The 18807-nt window shown below is 49.5% G+C and carries 17 protein-coding genes; 8 read left to right on the forward strand and 9 right to left on the reverse strand.

Features of this window, described 5'->3' with window-relative positions; all coding sequences use genetic code 11:
- Window positions 1-15: 15 nt before the first annotated feature.
- Genes CLC93_RS15555 through ccoN form a run of 8 tightly spaced genes read right to left on the reverse strand, consistent with a single transcriptional unit; the run spans window position 16 to window position 7000 of the window.
- Entirely contained in the window at window positions 16-690 is a 675-nt protein-coding gene (locus CLC93_RS15555) for a sulfite exporter TauE/SafE family protein (RefSeq protein ID WP_095506907.1), read from the reverse strand.
- Window positions 687-878, reverse strand: a complete 192-nt coding sequence (ccoS, locus tag CLC93_RS15560; RefSeq protein ID WP_095506908.1) for a cbb3-type cytochrome oxidase assembly protein CcoS — start codon at window positions 876-878, stop codon at window positions 687-689. The genes CLC93_RS15555 and ccoS overlap by 4 nt, the downstream gene beginning before the upstream one ends.
- A complete protein-coding gene (locus CLC93_RS15565) occupies window positions 879-3272 on the reverse strand; it encodes a heavy metal translocating P-type ATPase (protein ID WP_095506909.1) in 2394 nt (797 codons plus the stop codon). It lies immediately after the preceding gene.
- Between the two features lies 1 nt (window position 3273).
- The gene (locus tag CLC93_RS15570; protein ID WP_095506910.1) at window positions 3274-3753 is read right to left on the reverse strand and encodes a FixH family protein; all 480 of its coding nucleotides are present in this window, start codon (window positions 3751-3753) and stop codon (window positions 3274-3276) included.
- Between the two features lie 57 nt (window positions 3754-3810).
- Window positions 3811-4752, reverse strand: a complete 942-nt coding sequence (gene ccoP / locus CLC93_RS15575; RefSeq protein ID WP_095506911.1) for a cytochrome-c oxidase, cbb3-type subunit III — start codon at window positions 4750-4752, stop codon at window positions 3811-3813.
- Complete coding sequence (locus CLC93_RS15580) at window positions 4752-4928, reverse strand: cbb3-type cytochrome oxidase subunit 3 (RefSeq protein WP_095506912.1); 177 nt, start codon at window positions 4926-4928, stop codon at window positions 4752-4754. Before CLC93_RS15580 ends, ccoP begins: the two co-directional genes overlap by 1 nt.
- A gap of 16 nt (window positions 4929-4944) precedes the next feature.
- On the reverse strand, window positions 4945-5550 hold the full coding sequence (gene ccoO / locus CLC93_RS15585; RefSeq protein ID WP_095506913.1) for a cytochrome-c oxidase, cbb3-type subunit II: 606 nt from the start codon (window positions 5548-5550) through the stop codon (window positions 4945-4947).
- A 13-nt stretch (window positions 5551-5563) separates the two neighbouring features.
- Window positions 5564-7000: a cytochrome-c oxidase, cbb3-type subunit I gene (ccoN, locus tag CLC93_RS15590; protein WP_095506914.1), complete on the reverse strand. Its 1437-nt coding sequence runs from the start codon at window positions 6998-7000 to the stop codon at window positions 5564-5566.
- Window positions 7001-7220: 220 nt separating this feature from the next.
- Between ccoN and CLC93_RS15600 the strand changes: the two genes are divergently transcribed.
- From CLC93_RS15600 to CLC93_RS15620, 5 genes are all read left to right on the forward strand, one after another.
- Window positions 7221-7697 (forward strand): hypothetical protein, encoded by a 477-nt coding sequence (locus CLC93_RS15600; protein ID WP_141237412.1) that lies wholly within the window; start codon window positions 7221-7223, stop codon window positions 7695-7697.
- Window positions 7698-7720: 23 nt separating this feature from the next.
- Window positions 7721-9430, forward strand: coding sequence for a heme ABC transporter permease/ATP-binding protein CydD (gene cydD, locus CLC93_RS15605; RefSeq protein WP_169903072.1), 1710 nt, complete (start codon window positions 7721-7723; stop codon window positions 9428-9430).
- Window positions 9418-11058: a heme ABC transporter ATP-binding protein/permease CydC gene (gene cydC / locus CLC93_RS15610; protein WP_095506918.1), complete on the forward strand. Its 1641-nt coding sequence runs from the start codon at window positions 9418-9420 to the stop codon at window positions 11056-11058. The genes cydD and cydC overlap by 13 nt, the downstream gene beginning before the upstream one ends.
- Before the next feature lie 154 nt (window positions 11059-11212).
- A complete protein-coding gene (locus CLC93_RS15615; RefSeq protein WP_095506919.1) occupies window positions 11213-11980 on the forward strand; it encodes an SDR family NAD(P)-dependent oxidoreductase in 768 nt (255 codons plus the stop codon).
- A 310-nt stretch (window positions 11981-12290) separates the two neighbouring features.
- Window positions 12291-13451 (forward strand): arginase family protein, encoded by a 1161-nt coding sequence (locus CLC93_RS15620; RefSeq protein WP_095506920.1) that lies wholly within the window; start codon window positions 12291-12293, stop codon window positions 13449-13451.
- A gap of 79 nt (window positions 13452-13530) precedes the next feature.
- Here the strand turns inward: CLC93_RS15620 and CLC93_RS15625 are convergent, their stop codons facing one another.
- A complete protein-coding gene (locus CLC93_RS15625) occupies window positions 13531-15144 on the reverse strand; it encodes a transmembrane adenylate cyclase (RefSeq protein WP_095506921.1) in 1614 nt (537 codons plus the stop codon).
- A gap of 266 nt (window positions 15145-15410) precedes the next feature.
- On the opposite strand from CLC93_RS15625, the gene CLC93_RS15630 reads away from it, so the two are divergent.
- The 3 genes from CLC93_RS15630 (at window position 15411) to CLC93_RS15640 (ending at window position 18791) form a co-directional block, all read left to right on the forward strand.
- Window positions 15411-16559, forward strand: coding sequence for an Ldh family oxidoreductase (locus CLC93_RS15630; RefSeq protein ID WP_095506922.1), 1149 nt, complete (start codon window positions 15411-15413; stop codon window positions 16557-16559).
- A gap of 108 nt (window positions 16560-16667) precedes the next feature.
- Window positions 16668-17471, forward strand: coding sequence for an SDR family NAD(P)-dependent oxidoreductase (locus tag CLC93_RS15635; RefSeq protein ID WP_169903074.1), 804 nt, complete (start codon window positions 16668-16670; stop codon window positions 17469-17471).
- A gap of 66 nt (window positions 17472-17537) precedes the next feature.
- Window positions 17538-18791 carry an MFS transporter gene (locus tag CLC93_RS15640; protein WP_095506924.1) on the forward strand — a complete coding sequence of 418 codons (1254 nt, stop codon included), beginning with the start codon at window positions 17538-17540 and terminating at the stop codon, window positions 18789-18791.
- Window positions 18792-18807 lie beyond the last annotated feature (16 nt).

The raw sequence follows: 18807 nt of genomic DNA on the forward strand, positions 1-18807 counted from the left end.
ATTTACCATACTGGGCTAGCTCAGCTGTTGAAGCCCGATCACAAAAGTCTGAACTCCATAGGCAATAAGCAAAAGCCCGCTAACAAGACGCACTCCTTTGTGCTTTAGCCAGTGCTCGAGCTTCTTAGCGGCAACCCCAACCAGCAACAGAGCGGGCAGGGTGCCAAGACCAAATGCCGCCATTAACGTGGCGCCTTGAGCCGCTGAGCCAGAGGCTATCGCCCAGGTCAGCATCGAATAAACCAAACCGCAAGGTAACCAACCCCAAACGATGCCGGCCATATAGGCCTGTAACGGGTTGGCGACCGGCAACAAGCGTTTAGCCAATGGCTGTATTTGCGCCCACAGTTGCTTACCGGCTTTTTCTGTGACCGTTAACCACTGGTTGATGCCGGCTATATAGAGCCCAGTTACTATCATTAAAGCAGCTGCAACGAATCGTAGCCACAATAAACCATTACTGGCGTCGGTGACTTGAGCAATACTGGCGACCACGCCACCGACAATCGCGCCGGCAATCATATAACTGGTAATGCGACCTAGGTTGTATCCCAGAATCAGGCTTTTTTTGGAGGAGTTGCTAGAAGCGCTTAGGCTCATGGCGGCCATCAGACCGCCACACATGCCAAGACAATGACCACCGCCCATCAAGCCTACAAGGAGCGCAGCCCAGGGCGTTATTTCTGTCATTTGGTGGACGAGTCCTTATTCGCATTCGAGTTGTTTTGCGTTTGCGGTTGGTCTTCGTCAAACAGAATGGATACGCTGTGTTTTTCGAGGTCTTCGAATTGGTCAGAGCGAACCGCCCAAAAAAAGATCGACACCGCTAAAATCACAAACAACATAGCAATGGGTATCAATACATAGATAATGCTCATTTAGCGCCTCGTCGAAGATTTCTTTAACAGTCTGACACTGTTGCCTACTACCAGCAGCGAACTGGCCGACATGCCCAACGCAGCTAGGTAAGGCGGTACCAGACCTGCCATTGCCAGCGGTAGCACGGTGATATTATATCCCAAGGCCCACATCAAATTCTGCTTAACCGTGGTTTGGGTCTGTTTAGCAATCGATACAGCCTCAGACAAGCCTTGTAGCTTGTCACCGAGTAAAATCAGGTCGGCTTTGGATTTGGAAACCGCGGCACCTGAGCCCATCGCCAGACTCAAATCAGCGCCGGCAAGCACAGGGGCGTCGTTAATGCCATCGCCAAACATGGCGTAACGCTTGCCTGACGCCTGCAAAGACTGAATCAACTCGAGTTTATTTTGTGGCGATTGTTCGGCGTGGAAATTGTCGACGTTTAAGCGCTCGGCCATGGCAGCCACCGAAGCCTTGGCATCGCCAGAGGCAATCACCACATCCATTCCTTTGGCTTTTAATTCTTCAATACAAGCTTTGGCATCGTGTCTTAGCTGGTCGCTTAACTCGAAACGGGCCAAGGGTTGCTGGTTTTTAAGTAGCCATATGTGCTGGCCGGAGTCTCGCGCAGTTTGGTCAGTAAACTTGTGGCTTCCGAGCCGATAATTGTCGCCTTGATACTCGGCGCTGACGCCGTGGCCAACGTGGCTTTCAATGCTGGTGATCACCACTTGTGAGTCAGCGTGTTCCGCGAATGCTTTGGCAATAGGATGAGTCGATCCTTGCTCCATGGCGGCTGCAATGGCTAGCGCTTGTTTCTCGCTAGCATCACCGAGTAATTCCACCTTTTTGATGTGGAAGTTACCATGGGTCAAAGTGCCCGTTTTATCAAAAATAACACCGTCGATTTGGGTAAGGCGTTCAAACACATCTTTGCGACGACTGAGAATTCCCGCCATTTGTAGACGTGCGGTACCACTGGTAACCGCGGTCGGTGTTGCAAGAGAGAGAGCACATGGACAGGTAGCTACAAGTACAGCAAGTGCCACCCAAAAGGCATGGCTTGGCTCAATGTAGCTCCAAATCAGATAGCTCAGCGCTGCAGAAATTAACACGCCTGGAATAAAGTAACGCGCTAGCTTGTCCGCCAGCATGGCCACCGCTGGCTTAGCACTAGCAGCTTCGTCTTGAAGGCGAATGATCTGTGAGACTAGCTGTGCTTGGCCGGTGGCACTCACTTGCAGTGTAATGGGCTGTTCGACGTTAATGGTGCCTGCATACAAAGTATCGTCTAGTTGCTTTTCTACGGGCAGATGTTCACCGGTCAACATGGATTCGTTGACGCTAGTGCTGCCTTCAATCAGTACACCATCGACAGGGATGGCATCGCCATCGGCCACTAATACGGCATCGCCAATTTGCAGCGACTTAGCTGAAACGGTTTCCACCCCGTCAGCGGTAATTTTCTGAGCCGATAGAGGAACCAGTTTGTGCAGGTTTGAGGCGCTTTCGGCGGCTTTTTGGCGGGCTTTTTGTTCAAAATAGCGCCCGATCAGCAAAAAGAAGGTAAACATGGAAACCGACTCGAAGTAGACTTCGCCGGTACCGTTTACCGTTGCGATACAACTCGATATGTAGGCCACAATAATGGCAATGGATACCGGAGTATCCATGTTAACCCGTCCACTCCAAAGCGCTCTAAACGCTGAGAAGTAAAAGGGCTGAGCCGAGTACAACACCACAGGGGCTGCGAAAATCATGCTGACCCAGCGGAAATACTCAACGTATTCCGGTTCAACATCAAAAAAGGCTTCCGAATACAGCGCTAATGCAAACATCATGACTTGCATGGTGGCAAGCCCAGCCAATCCCAAGCGCAATAAGAAGCGGCGGCTGTTTTGCTTGTTGGTTATCTCAGCGTCGTTGACCACAAACGGTGACGCCTGATAGCCAATTTGATGAATCACAGTAAAGATTTGGCTAAGCGCAAGCTTTGAAGGGTCCCAACGCAACAACGCGCGTTCGGTGGTTGAGTTAACTGAAATTGACACCAAACCGTCGAGTTGGCGAACTTTCTGTTCGATTAGCCAAGCGCAAGCGGCGCAGGTAATGCCGTCAATGGTAATACTGGCACTGGCAACATCGTCTTCGTTGGCAACAAACTCTTGTTGTACGTCCTCGATGTCAAAGGCTTGAAATTTTTGAAGCTGCTCTGGCACCAACCCATCCTGGCGAGCGCCTTTATCCGTGCGAAATTTGTAGTAATTGTTCAGTCCGGCCTCAAGAATGGCGTTGCATACCGCTTCGCAACCGGCACAACAGAATTCTTCTATTTTGCCATTAACTTGAGTTTGAAATTCACCGTCCTTGGTAACTGTTTCGCCGCAATGAAAACAGCAGGTTTGACTCATATTATTTGAATTCTATTGGAGCTTGTCTTGGCAAGTGTATTCTTTTTTGTAGACGCCAACTGTGATCATAACTGTCTAGTTGAACTTCCCAGTTGCCGTTGAAGTCTTTATCTGTCTCTAATCGGTAATTACCACTGCCATCGGCGGTTAGCATCACGGCTTTATCGCGTTCGGGAAGTGTCGGATGATAGAAGGATAGGGCAATTGCACCTTGATGGGTGTCGCCACTGACTTGCTTGATGGTCAGTTCACCTTGGTTAAACACCATGGAAAATTGCAAGCCAAGCTCGCGGGCCTTGTCGATTTTAGCAAGATCCAAATTAATCGCCTTACCTTTCTTGTAGTAGTCTTCTGCGACTAACGAGTCTTTGTTATCAACCGCAATTTTTACCAAGAATAGGCTAGAAATTACAGCTGACGCTGGAATTCCAATCAGGACCCAAGGCCAAAACTGCTTATACCAAGGGGTAGGTTTGTTCATAGTCTGTCCCGTAGATACAAAAAGGGCTCCCATAAGCGGGAGCCCAAATACAATGGATTAGTTGTTTAGGCTGTACACGTAAGAAGAAATTACGTGAACTTTCTCTTCGCCCAATACGTCTTTCCAAGCAGGCATCACACCGGCACGGCCGTTGATAATGCTCTCTTCTATGGCTTTACGGCTGCCCCCGTAAGTCCACGCATTGTCGGTCAGGTTAGGTGCGCCCAGTAGTTTGTTACCAGCGCCGTCCATACCATGACAAGCGAAACAACCTTTCATGTAGGCTTTTTGGCCTTCAGCTGCTTTTGCCGCATCGTGCTCGCGACCCGATAGACTAATAACGTACTCAGCCAGTGCTGGTACTTCTTCGTCAGTAATCGGTAGACCGCCTTTTGGTGGCATCATGCCGCTACGACCATTCATCAAGGTAGTCTTGATTTCCTCGCCAGAACCACCCCAAATCCAGTTGCCATCTGCAATGTTAGGGAAGCCTTTCGCACCTTTTGCGTCTGAACCGTGGCACAGAGCACAGTTTTGTAGGTACAAACGACGACCAACTTTAATGGCTTCAGGGTCTTGCGCCAATTCTTCTACTGATTTTTCAGCGTAAGCGGCGAAGATAGGACCGAATACCTTTTGCGCTGCGTCTTCTTCTGCTTGGTATTGGTTAACCACAACAGTAAGAGGCTTAACACCACCTTCTATCTCTGAAATGGTGTTGTGCTCAGAAGAGGCCCAACCTAGCGAGTTACCAAAGGCAACCAAACCAGGGTACAGAGCAAAGTAGCCCAAACCGTAGATGATGGTGGCTACGAACATATAGGTCCACCACTTAGGTAGCGGGTTGTTCAGCTCTTCAATGCCATCAAACTCGTGACCCATGGACTCGCCTTCCTTCACACCAGTATTGTTGCGCAGGCAAAAATACAGGGCGACTACACTGATACCAATGCAGCTAAGGGTAAGGATGGCAATCCACCAACTCCAAAATACACTCATTATTTAGTTTCTCCCGAATCTTTCGATTCAACGTCCTTTTGCTCGTCAGAGAAGACCAAATTGGCGGCTTCATCAAAAGACTTTTTGCGACGTGAACTATAAGCCCACAGTACGATCCCAATAAAGGTGATCATCAGGACGAGCGTCAAAATCCCTTGAAACGTTCCGTAATCCATATGGTCCTCCTAAGACTTACTTAAGCGCGTGGCCTAGTGATTGAAGATAAGCAATAAGGGCTTCCATTTCGGTTTTGCCTTTAACTGCTTGCTCAGCGCCATCGATGTCCGCTTGGCTGTATGGAACACCTAGAGTTTGCATGGCTTGTACTTTCTTAGCGGTGTACTTGCCATCTAGGATGTTCTCTTCCAACCATGGATAACCAGGCATGTTTGACTCAGGCACAACTGCGCGTGGGTCAATCAAGTGAATGCGATGCCACTCATCTGAGTAACGTCCGCCAACACGAGCTAGATCAGGACCAGTACGCTTGGAGCCCCACTGGAACGGGTGATCCCATACAGATTCACCAGCAACAGAGTAGTGGCCATAGCGTTCGGTTTCTGCGCGCATTGGACGGATCATTTGGCTGTGACAACCGTAACAACCTTCGCGGATGTAGATGTCACGACCTTCCAACTCAAGAGCAGTATAAGGACGCAAGTTTGCAACCGGCTCAGTGGTGTCCTTTTGGAACATCAAAGGTACGATTTGTACCAAACCACCAAAGCTAATTGCGATGACGATGAAGATGGCCATTAGGCCAATATTCTTTTCGACAAGTTCGTGATTGAATTTCATTGCTTAATACTCCTTACGCCGCTTTTGCTTCTGGTTCAGCTTGTAGGCTGTTTGCAGGAGCTTTCACAGTCTTGTAGACGTTGTAAGCCATTAGCAACATACCGGCGACCCAAAGGACACCACCTAGGAAGCGAACGAAGTAGAATGGGTAAGAGGCTTCAAGGCTCTCTACGAAGCTGTAGGTCAGGGTGCCGTCGTCGTTAACTGCACGCCACATCAGACCTTGCATAACACCAGAGATCCACATGGCTACGATGTACAAAACAGTACCGATAGTCGCCAACCAGAAGTGGGCGTTAATCAGAGATACGCTGTACATGCGACCTTGTGCAAACAGGTTAGGGATCAAGTGGTAAATGGCACCGATAGATACCATGGCAACCCAACCCAATGCACCTGAGTGAACGTGACCTACGGTCCAGTCGGTGTAGTGAGATAGGGCGTTAACCGTCTTAATAGACATCATTGGACCTTCGAAGGTCGACATGCCGTAGAAAGACAGAGAAACCACTAGGAAACGCAAGATTGGGTCGGTGCGAAGCTTATGCCATGCGCCAGACAGGGTCATGATACCGTTGATCATGCCACCCCAAGACGGAGCAAACAGAATTAGCGACATGATCATACCCAGTGACTGAGTCCAATCAGGAAGCGCAGTGTAGTGTAGGTGGTGTGGACCAGCCCAAATGTACAGAGAAATCAACGCCCAGAAGTGAACGATAGACAAACGGTACGAGTAAACAGGGCGACCGGCTTGCTTAGGTACGAAGTAGTACATCATGCCCAAGAAACCAGCAGTTAGCAGGAAGCCTACCGCGTTGTGCCCGTACCACCACTGAACCATGGCATCAACAGCACCAGAGTACACAGAGTAAGACTTGAACATGTTTACTGGCATCGCCATCGAATTAACGATGTGCAGTACTGCTACTGTGATAATGAAGGCGCCAAAGAACCAGTTCGCTACGTAAATGTGCGAAGTATTGCGCTTCATAATGGTACCGAAGAAGACCACGGCGTAGGATACCCAAACCACTGCAATCGCGATATCGATTGGCCATTCTAGCTCAGCGTACTCTTTACCTGAGGTAATACCCAAAGGCAGAGTGATGGCTGCGGCTAGAATAATCGCTTGCCAACCCCAGAAGGTGAAGGCAGCCAATTTAGGCGCGAATAGCACGGCTTGACAGGTACGTTGTACCACGTAGTAAGAGGTGGCAAACAAGGCCGAGGTGCCGAAGGCAAAGATCACGGCATTGGTATGAAGAGGTCGCAAGCGACTGTAGGTCAACCAAGGCAGATCAAAGTTCAGCGCGGGCCAGACTAGTTGTGCTGCAATCAATACACCGACGGCCATACCCACGATACCCCATAAAACGGTAACGAGAGCAAATTGGCGAACGACAGTATAGTTGTAGTCAGCTGGTGATGGACTGGAATGGGACATCATTATGCTTCCACTGCTATAAGAATAGAATTAACACTTTTTAGTTTTTGTCTTAGTAACCCAACCGTCAAAGTAGGCCAGCGTAACAGTGAGCCAAGTCACAAAAAAACGCCCAAAACCTTGGCGAGCGGCGAGGTCACGGCGATCATACTTGAGCCAAATCAAAAAAGATAGCGAGCTATCTACTAGAAACCTGATCCAGATCAAGGCGTAGGAAAGATTGTTGAAAAAAATGAGTTGCGGCACCCAAAACGGTAATTTCGTTAACAAATGCGGCGGTATTTTAGGCGCCGTCGGCCTTATTGTGTTAACTGGGTGTAATCAAAGTTCCGCCCCGACTGAGCAAAAAACGCTCGACACTAGTCTTTGCCAGTTTGCGGTGGGTTCCTGTCAACAAACTATTAACAATCTTAACCTTTCGTTAAGCATTGACCCGGTAAATGCGCCTAGCGAAACGCCAATTACCTATCAATTAGAGTTCAGTGAGCCGGTGGAACACCTCAAAGCTCAAATCGCAGGCAGGGATATGTTTATGGGAACTATACCTCTGGTCTGGCAGTCTGAAAATAGCCGCTTATTTGAGACGACCGCCAGTTATGGCAGTTGCAGCTCTGGCTACATGGTTTGGCGTTTGCAGCTGGAGTTTCAGCACAAGGGTAAGACCAATCTAGTTCATTTCGATTTCCTCGCCGATAACTAATCGCTCAGTAAGAGATTTCACTTTTGTCCGAAGTTACTAAAAACGACACCAAGAAGGCCAATGCCGCAGCACAAGCTTGGCTATTACAGCAACCAGGAAGCGCCAAAGGTTTACATATAGGTACCATAATCTTTGGCGGCTTGAATGGTGCGCTATTCATTTTGCAGGCCTGGAGTCTTGCCTCCTTATTACAAGCAATGGTCATCGACTCAATGGCGTTTGCCGACGTCAGCCATTACTTGTGGTTTGTATTGGCCGCTGCAGTAGGACGTGCTTTGTGCCTTTATCTAAAGGAAACCTTGGGCTTTAAAGCCGGAGAGCAGATCCGAGCAGAGTTACGTCGCGATTTATTGGCCAAAATGGATGCTATGGGGCCGGCGCACATCGCTAGGTACTCCAGCGGGCACTGGACCACAGTTCTGATTGAGCAAATAGAAGATGTTCAAGATTACTACGCTAAGTATCGCCCTCAAATGATGATTGCCGCGGTCATCGCACTGTCGATACTGATTGCCGTGTTTCCATTAAATTGGATCGCTGGGTTAATTCTGTTAGGTACCTTGCCGTTAATACCGCTGTTTATGTGGATAGTCGGCCAAGGAGCTGCTGACGCTAATCGGCGCAACTTTAAAGCCCTAGGTCAGTTATCGGGCCATTTCTTGGACCGCTTGAAAGGCTTAGCAACCATTAAGTTGTTTAACCAACAAGAATCGCAAACTCGTGCCATTGCCAATGCCTCTGAGGAATTTCGCTCCAGAACCATGAGTGTGTTAAAGCTGGCCTTTTTAAGCTCAGCAGTACTCGAATTCTTCTCGGCAATTTCTATTGCTTTGATGGCGGTGTATTTCGGCTTTTCGTATCTCGACCATTTGAACTTTGGGCATTACGGATTAGGCGTAAGTCTGTTCACCGGCTTGTTCTGTTTAATGCTCGCACCAGAGTTTTACCAGCCACTTAGGGATATGGGCGCGTTTTATCACGCCAGAGCTCAAGCCATTGCGGCGGCAGACAGTTTGCGCAGCATAGGCGATGACACGGTGTCCATGGACAAGGCAGAAGTAAACTCTAAGCCAAGCCAATATTTGGTCGAAGCCAACGACTTGGTTGTGCTGGCTAGCGATGGCACCGAGTTAGTCGGGCCCATTAGCTTCTCTATCAAGCCTGGTGAGAAGCTGGCTCTAATCGGCCCTAGTGGCAGTGGCAAAACCTCAATCATGAACGCCTTGCTGGGCTTTTTACCTTACAAAGGTGAGCTTAAGATAAGCGGTCAAGAAGTGGCACAAGCCCTCGAGAATAGACAGCTTTACAGCCAATTGACCTGGCTTGGTCAAGAGCCCAAGTTATTACCGACCACAGTCGCCGCCAATCTTCGTTTGGGTGATGCTAATGCCAGTGAGCAAGCGCTTATGGCTGCATTAGATACGGTCAATGGTCGTGAGTTTGTTGAAGATCTTCAACAAAGCATTGGCGAACAAGAAGCAGGAGTGTCTGTTGGCCAGGCGCAACGCTTAGCATTGGCTAGAGCCATGTTAAAACCAGCGCCTCTGGTGTTGTTAGACGAACCCACCGCCAGTTTAGATAGCCACAACACCCAGTTGGTCAACAACGCCATCAAAACTTGGGTTGAGGACAAAACCTGTTTGATGATCACTCACAAGTTGCCGACACAAATTCAGTTTAATCAAATCATTGAGTTAAATGGCCAACAGCAGGAGGCATTATGCGCGAATTAATGCCGTTTCTGGCACTGTTCAAGCGACACTGGGGATGGATGGCCATAGGCTTAAGCCTGTCGCTACTGACACTAGTCATGGCTATAGGGCTGTTGAGTTTAAGCGGCTGGTTTATCTCGGCAGCGGCTTTTGCAGGGCTGACGGTGGCGACCGCCCAAGCTTTTAACTATATGGTGCCTGCCGGCGGTGTACGCGGTTTATCCATTGGCAGGACCGCGGCTCGCTACGGTGAGCGACTGGCAACCCATAACGCTACCTTTAAGCTTCTTACCGAGTTAAGACTTTGGCTATGGAAAAAACTGGTGCCCATGAGCGAGCAACAGTTATCTGGGTACAAGCAAAGTGACTTGCTCAATCGATTGGTCGCCGATATCGATACACTCGATCACATCTATTTGCGCCTAATCACTCCTATGCTAACCAGCTTAGTGACCATACTTTTGCTGTTTGGCTTCTTAAGTCTGTTCGACACAACAGCAGCGCTAGCGTTAAGCGGGTTACTACTGGCCTTATGGCTTCTGTTGCCGCCACTGTTTTACCAACTGGGTAAGAAAGCCGGACGGCAGCAAGTGCAAGCCAAGCGAGAGTTACGAGCTACTAGTGTCGCTTTGGTAAGTCACGCCGCTGAAGCTCGAGTGTTTGGCTATCAAGACGATTTACAGCAAGCGTTTTTCGTCGCGGACGAGAAACTGCGTCGCAGTCAGAAATCCCTCAACCGTACTTCTGGCTTGTCTGTGGCCGGGGTTGTGTTGATGCAGGCGGTTGCCATTGTATTGGTGGCCTACTTGGCTGGCCCCATGGTAGAGCAAGGCGCTTATTCGGGCGCGGTTATGGCATTGCTGTTATTTGCGACGCTGGCGAGCTTTGAAGCTATTGCGCCTGTCGCTGCGGCGTTTCAGTACTTGTCAGCCAGTCAGTTGGCCGCTAACCGGGTCAATGAAGTCGTTGCAAATCCCACAACCCAAACCTTTGGTGAGCAATCCATCGACGCTCAGGCTAGTCTGCAATTTAGCCAGGTGAGTTTTGCTTATCCAGGCCAATCGAAATCCGTGCTGCAAAAACTGTCATTCACTTTAGAACCCGGTAAAAAGCTTGGGTTATTTGGACCTTCAGGCGTAGGCAAATCGACAGTGCTGGCCTTGGTTAATCGCCAATGGCATGCGGCCGGTGGAACTATCACTTTGGGCGGTCAGGCTTTGGAAGCCATCGAAGAGTCCAAGTTGCGCCAGCACTTGGTGACTGTCAGTCAACGAGTGCATGTGTTCAATGGGACTCTAAGAGAAAACTTGGCCATAGCAGGGGATTTCGATGAAACCCAACTGGTCGATGTGCTCAATAAAGTGGGTCTTGGGGAGTTAGTTGACGATGCACAGGGGCTAGAGCAATGGCTAGGTGAGGGTGGTCGCAGCCTATCCGGTGGTGAAAAACGTCGACTGCAAATTGCTCGAGCATTACTACGAGAAGCACCTCTCTGGTTGCTAGACGAGCCCACCGAAGGTTTAGATGCAAAAACCGAAGCGCAAATCTTGGAGCTGTTGACCAACTTACCGCAAAATCCGGCCACGCTTTGGGTGACTCACAACCCCGACCACAAACGCTTCTTCGACGGTATCATCGAATTGAGCTAACCGTCCTAACCCCAAACACCGCGCGAGTCCCAGATAGCGCGGTGTTTTTTTAAGCGTAATTAGCGCCTCCACTACCAGTAATTTACTTATTTCAGACTCACTCAATCCGTAATCTAAGCGCCATCAACCACGCTCAACCTTGGAGATGACGCACATGTCTGACTTTTTTAACCTTGTAGGTAAGGTCGCTATCGTAACCGGTGGCACATCAGGTATCGGTACTTCTACCGCTGAACGATTAGCAAAAGCTGGCGCCAAAGTCGTAATTGCCGGTCGCAAAAATGGCGAAGATATCGCAGCACAAATCGGTGGCTTGTTTATCAAAACTGACGTCAGCGACGAAGCATCGGTACAACAGCTCATACAGACCACCGCAGAGCAGTTTGGCAAGATTGATATTCTGGTGAACTGTGCCGGTGTAAACCGCGGCTACAACACCTTAATGGAGTCGGAGAAAGACGACTTTGACTTTAACTACAAAGTGAACACTTTAGGCGTTGTTTACGGCATTAAGCACGCTGTACCTCACATGAAAGACGGCGGCAGTATAGTCAACGTATCTTCAGCGGCTGGTGTTCAGGGTGTGCCTTATCTTGCGCCGTACGTAGGCTCAAAGTGGGCAGTGTTGGGGATCACTCGAACTGCAGCGCTGGAGCTAGGTAGCCAAAACATTCGAGTTAATGCCATTTGTCCTACCTCAGTGGATACTCCAATGGCGCGCGCTGAGGGCGGTGAGCCACAACTGCGCATGGAAGAGAAAGCCGTACCTTTGGGCCGAATTGCCCAGCCTGAGGAAGTGGCCTCTGTGATTCATTTCTTATCTTCCGATGACGCCGGATTCGTTAACGGCCAAACCCTGGCGGTTGACGGCGGATTTACAGCAGGCATGAGTATCGATGCTTACAACAACCTAGCGGTTTAATCAGTGCTCAGTTGCGTTGGGCCATACTACCCGCTGACAATGATATCGCGCGCCTTTTAGGCAAAGCTCGAACGCCTAACGCAACCATATGTTTCTGCTTCTCAGCCACCTTAGGGTGGCTTTTTTTATATGTATAAACAGAGCATTACACAGTAAGTCTGGCCTAGTAACACGGTCCAGTAACAGCGCCTATTAGTACCAGTAAATTACTTATTAGGGATTGGATAACCCCGTAAAGTTAGCCCCATCAGATTTCAGCGGCAAACAACCAAGTTTGGTTTAACAGCCTCAACCCTTAGGAGATAGACCTATGACTCAATCAACTTTCAAAAAGCACCCACCGATCCCAGCTGAGCGCCTGAAGAAGTATCAAGACCTTTGGAAGAGCTCTCGCAGCATCGACGGTATCGATCAGGAAGTAATGGATCACCTGGTTCGAATCAGCGATATGGGTGGCGTAGGCCTTGAGGTTGTGGGTAACCTAAACAAGGAATACTTAGGCGCGTTCATGGCACCATTCTCTCGCGATACCAAGAACGCAGATATCGCCGTAGTTGGTCAACCGCTAGAAAAGGCGGCCCCAATGAACAGCTCACATAAGTACGGCCCAAAAGCCCTACGTGAATTGTCTAAGAACGCCATGGGAACCATTGAGCCAAGCCCAACCGGCGGCTGGGATATTCCTTTCGATAATGCCCGCATCGTCGATTACGGTAACATTGATACCTACGGTCAGTTCGACATGCACGAAGAAGTGGCCAAGATTGTTGCCGAATACGAGAAGATTGTCCTAGAAGACGATTGCGTGACCTTTACTTGGGGTGGCGATCACACGACCAGTTATGCACCTATTGCTGCCTTAGGTAAGAAGTTTGGTCCACTGAGCCTGATTCACTTTGACGCGCACTACGACTTGGTAACCTTTGCTGACTTTGAGTATCCCTATCACTCGGGTAACCAGTTCACCCGTAACTTTGCCGAAGGAAACCTAGATCCAGAGCGCATGATTACTATGGGTATTCGTGGACGTATGACAGCCTTGGTGGGCGGCCACGCACAGAACTTTGGCGTAGAAACCTATTCTGCCGATGACGTATTTGATTTGGGTACCACTGAGATTGCCGAACGCATTTTGCGTCGAGTAGGCGATGGCCCTTGTTACTTCTCGTTCGATTTGGACTCTTTGGATGCCACTGACAACGCGTCTAACTCGGCGATTGAACCCTTTGGCCTTAAGTCGCGCCAAGTTTGGGACATCATTCGCTACTTGCGCAAGCACGGTAACATTAACCTGGTAGGCGCCGACGTGGTTGAATACACGCCTCAACACGACTTGTCTAAGCGCGACGGCTACATTGCTGCGGGCATTAGCTGGAAACTCTTGTGCTGGTTGGCCGAATGTACCGCTAAGCGCAACGGTGAGAAGCGCAAAACCGAATGGCCACAGGCGTTTGGTAAAGCGAGCCTCTAATTTCCTGAAAGACAAAAGCGAGCCTTTAATTTGCTAAAAGAGGCTCGCTTTTTTGTGCTCCGAATATGTTTTGAAAGACCTAGGCCCTATTAGAAAGGGTATCGAGATTTTTATCGATGCGCTTTAGGATGCGAGGGCAAGAGATTAAGCTCGTTATTATGCTCATCCTATTCTGGCCAAAATTTGGCGCCATCTCTAGCAGTCGCTTGTAGCTAGATTGAGCTTGTTTTATCTGTCCCTGTTCAACCTGTAATACGGTTTTCATTAAGGGATGCCAAAACACCTGGTGCAGCGCGAACTGGTCAAGCGCCTTTTCCGCTTCGTGAAGCTGATTTTGCATGAGGTGGTTCAAGCTATCAGCTAAGGAAAACCAAGGCGGTCTAAAGGGGTTCAAGCGCTTCGACGCTGTCATCAGCTCCATTCCCTGCACAAAATCACCGGCTAAGCACAAAGTCCAACCCGCGAGCCCAATTTGAAAGGCCGCATTGGGATTCATTTGAGCGACTTGCGGAGCAGTGGTTAACACACCTTGTTGGTTGCCTTGAGATTGATAGCTCAATAGCAATGCCATTTGTGCCTCTTGGCTAGCAGCGTTGAGCTCTACCGCTTTATTGGCACAGCGAACGCCTTTCTCAACCGCGCCTTCAACTCGACCTAGGTTTAACTTGTCAGCGTCAAAGTAAAGAACCGACAACATGGCCCAAGCAAGTTCAAAGTTTGGTTCACGCGCTACGGTTTGCTCAAGCGCCGACAGGGCATCATCAAAGTCTGCTTGAGCTAGGGTTAACAGATACTTGCGATATTTAAGGGTGGCTTGATAGCTGGACAACTGCTTGGCTTGCTGAAAATTATCACTAGCGAAGAGTTGGCGGTGAATGATGCCAAAGGTAGAGGCAATTTCTGCGACGATTTCAGCAATGATTTGGCTTTGAACATCGAACAGTTCGTTAGTATCCATGTTGCAGTCAAACACCTCGGCCCACACCTGTTGTTGGCTTTGTGCCATCAACAAACGCACGTTTAAGCGCATCCGCTGCTTGTGGTATTGAACGCTCCCGGTCACCAGAAAGGTAATGTCTTGCTTTTCGATCAAGGTTTGGCAATCAGCGTGAGTCATCTCGCCGGCTTGTCCTGAGCCTATCAGCGATACCACTTGCAGGTGATCAAAGCGCGCCAGTTCGGTGGCTAACTGCTCGCTGAATCCAAAGCTAAATAGCGCTTGGTCAGGATGACTGCCGATTTGTTGGAAAGGCAGTACCACCAGTCTCGGCTGCAGTAATGAAGGGAGCTCTGCCTCTGGATTATCTGGGTTGACGGAACTTTCGCGAACATCTCTTAGAGAAAACTCAGCCTGATAACGTCCCTTAGGGATCTCGATGAGTACATCGTCTAGGCGACCGTCTTTAAGGTAGTAATTCTCTAAGGCGCGGCGCAGGCGCCCGGCTTGAATTCGCACAATGGGATCGGTTTGATGGTCAAAATCAGCGCCACGATCGAACACGTCTATCGCAATGGTGAGTTGTTTTAATCGATCACCATTGCCGTCTAGGGTTTGCGCTAGCAAATATTTGAGTAGCTCATGGAGCTTTGGGCTTTGTTCAAAGGCATCACTGCCGAGCACCTTTTGCGCCTGTTGCTCGATGATTCGCTTGTCTTGAGACTGCTGAAAATCCAGGACTCTAATCACACTCATTGATTAACTCACTAGTACAGGGGTGACAACCCAGTGTCTGACCTCAGTTTATCTCGGTTGTTCATCATTTGCTGAAATTTATCAATCTGTGCTTAAGCCTAGCAGTTTGTAGCGTTTCAACTCGCTTAGTTGATTGATAAATCGACAAAAAGCCTAAGGTAGAGGGGCGCTCAGGTTACCGTAAATTACTTCTTTGGAAATGCGTAAACGGGCAAAGTAAACCCCATCAAAAACGTCAACCCAATTGAACAAAGAGGTAAGCAATTATGGCTGCTCCAGGTAAGACTAAGAAGACTAACGCTTCGTTTCTACATTACTGCCTTAAGCGCGTTTGGATGGCAGAAGGTGCGAGCTCAGATCATGCGGATGCGGTTGCAGACGCACTGATGACTGGCATTCGCCAAGGTAAGCTAAATCAGGGCTTGGGAGTTTATGAAGCCATTGATATTACGCGTGAAATGGGTGTATTGGATATCAAAGCTGAACCAGAGATCGTGAGCGAAGGCGATACCTGGGCGTCAATTGACGGCAAGGGCTCAAGCGGCTACTGGACTTTAACCAAGATGGCCAAGTTGGCTATCAAAAAGGCCAAGAAACACGGTATTGCGATTGTGTTCGGACACAACCACAACGACGCTGGCTCATTTGGCTCGTACGCCTGGATGGCACACCGTGAAAACTGTGTGGCGCTAACCTCAAATAACTCGGTACCTATGTGCTCTCCGTTGGGCGGCATGGGCAATACCATTTCGGTTGCACCGCTGGATGCCATTGGTCCTTCGGGCTCTAAGCCTCCAGTTTGGATGAGCACCAAGGTGTGTGAGTGGTATGACGCGGACACCGCGCAAGCAGCATTACAGGGCACCAAGCTTAAAGGCGACTATGTGATTGACCCAGAAACCGGTGAACTGAGCAACGATCTTGCCCCATACGCCGTGCCAGTTGAAGGCTATGGTCGGGTTTGGGATACCACAGCGCTCCAAGCTCTGGGTGAACCTCGTACCTACATGCTTAATCTGTGGAATGAGTTGATGACTTCAATTATTAACCCTCACGGCATCATCACCTCTGATTTGCCGTCGCTAGACAAGTTTGTTTCTGGCGATGTAACCGGTACTTCGGTGGGCGGCTCTTATTTCTTGTGTATTGACCCATCGGTATTCGGCCCAATTGGCGAAGTACTCGCTAAGTCTGATCGCTTTGCTCAAGCGGTTGAAGACACCAAGCCGCTACCAGGCTCTCGTGGATGCCGCATGCCAGGCGCATCGGGCTGGAATAGCTTAAATGCTCAAACCGAAGAAGTGAAAGTTCTGGAATCTCACTGGGCCCCATTCTTTGACACTCAAGCAGGCCGCCACGGCATGACAGAACAAAGCCTTCGCGAAGAATGGCTGCAACTTAAAGACGTTGCCTAACACATTGCTCGGGCGGGCACTCCGCCCGAGCTCTCACCACACATTCTCTGATTATTTAACACTGAGGTTCGCTTTCTAACAGCGATGACCTTTAGGAGGGCTCTACCTATGAAACCATTAACCGGCAAAGTCGCCATTGTCACCGGCGCTACCAAAGTGAAAGGCCTTGGCCGTGCTATCGCACTAGAACTGGCCAAGCAGGGCGCAAGCATTGCGCTTACCGGCCGCGAAAGCTCTAAGCAGGGTTTAGAAGAAGTGGTGCAGTCTATCAAAGACGAAACCGGCGCGATTGCCATTGGCGTTTTAGTGGATGTTGCCGACCCTCAACAAGTTGAGCAAGCCATTGGCAAAGTCGCCAATTACTTAGGCGGCGTCGACATCCTGGTAAACAACGCGGGTATCGGCGCGGGTTCTGGGGTGCTTCTGGAAAACACCGATCGCGATTGGGACGCTAACTACGCGGTAAACGTCAAAGGCACCTTTGCCATGTGCGCAGGCGCTATTCCTGAGATGGAAAAGCGCGGCGGTGGCTCGATTGTTAACGTCGCTTCGCTGGCTGGAGTCGGCGCAAGCGTGGGTATGCCTTATCCCTATATTGCCACTAAACACGCACTTGTCGGTGCCACCAAAGCACTGGCGCTAGAGTACGGTTCAAAAGGCATTACCGCTAACGTACTAGCCCCTGGTGCCATTGCCACTGACATGCTGGAAGAGGCGTACAAAGCGATTGCAGAAGCCGAGAGCATTTCTGTCGAGGAAGCCGCGGCGCTTGAAAACTCAACCATACCACTGGGGCGCCCAGCCGAACCGGCTGAAATTGCTGCGGCGGTTTCTTTCTTAGTGAGCCCTGCAGCCAAGTATGTGACTGGCATCAGCGTTCCCGTGGCCGGCGGCATGTCTGCTGGTATTTAACACCCGAATTGGACGAGCCCATTGCAAGGGACTGCATCTCGTCTTTTTTGTTGCTACGGAGGAGATATGAATCTATTTCGAAAACTAGGATTAGAGTGGTGGTTTACCGCTCATTTCGCCTACGGCATCATTCAAATGGTGTTTATTCCAATTCTAGTGCCTACCTTTATTCTCTCAAAAACCGGTAACGCGACCTATGTAGGGTTTGCCATGGGGATCATAGGGCTAGGGGGCTTCATCGCGCCTGTATTGGGCGGTTTAGCAGATAAATTTAAAGCCCATCGCTTAGTTCAGTTATTAGGCTTAGTGTCCTACGGATTCGCAGCCATTACTTTCTTTGCATCCGGTAGCAGTTTAGAACTTCACCTACTAGGCGCTGCGTTTTTGGGTATTGGCTCTGCTAGTTTGTTGATGATTAACCCGGCCTTTGTAGTTTCTGCCGGTTATTCAGAAAGTGAACAGGCCACTAAACTAACCGCGCTCAATCAAATCGCCATTGTAGGCTCGTTGGCGGCTGGCGTCGGTCTGGCGAGTATTACCGAGGCGGGTGCCAGTTTTGAAACCCGATTCTTGGTGATGTTAGCCATCTGTATTGGGGCTTTTGTGGTGACGTTGCTGACCAACAAAAAAGCGGCAGACAGAATTGAAGTCGAAACTCCAGAAGACGACGCATCGGTAAAAGCAAAAACCAACCTAATGGATGTCATGGCATCGACGTTTGGTATGTCTTTGATAGCCATTTTCTTTGTGACCATAGGTCATGGGGTGATCACTGGCCAGTACCCAAACTATATGGCCGAGGTATTCAGCATTGATGCTTCTATGTCCAGTTTAGGGTTATCGGTATCAGCGATCGTTAGTTTAGCGTTATTGAGTTTCGTCGGTAAGGCGATGGCTAACAAAGGTCCAGAGCCTGTTTGGCTGGTCGCGGTTCTTATTAAAACCGCCATTATGGTTAGCCTTTCGCTAGTGGCCATATCTGGTAAAGTTGCTGGCGAATATCTACCACTGCTGCTTTACATCGTTTATCTGCAAGGGGTGATCACTGTGGATATGGTTCAGCCTGCCATCGCTGCCAAGCTTTCAAAAGTTGGCGCTGGTTTAACCCAAGGCTTGTTGATGTTTGCTATCGCTGGAGCTTATGCGGGCGGCAACGTAATCTCTGGGATTTCAGCAGATACTCTAGGTTGGCCAAGTTTGGCTTGGGTAGTTGCGGTGGTAACGGGAATTGCTTTCTTAATCGGTTTTGGTTGCCTTATTCCGAAAAAGAACCATCCTAATGCCATCGAAACAAAAGTCGGCAAGGCTGCGACTAGTTAGTTCGATCGATTAAGCT

The sequence above is a fragment of the Paraferrimonas sedimenticola genome (assembly GCF_002282855.1).
Taxonomy (GTDB): Bacteria; Pseudomonadota; Gammaproteobacteria; order Enterobacterales; family Shewanellaceae; genus Paraferrimonas; species Paraferrimonas sedimenticola.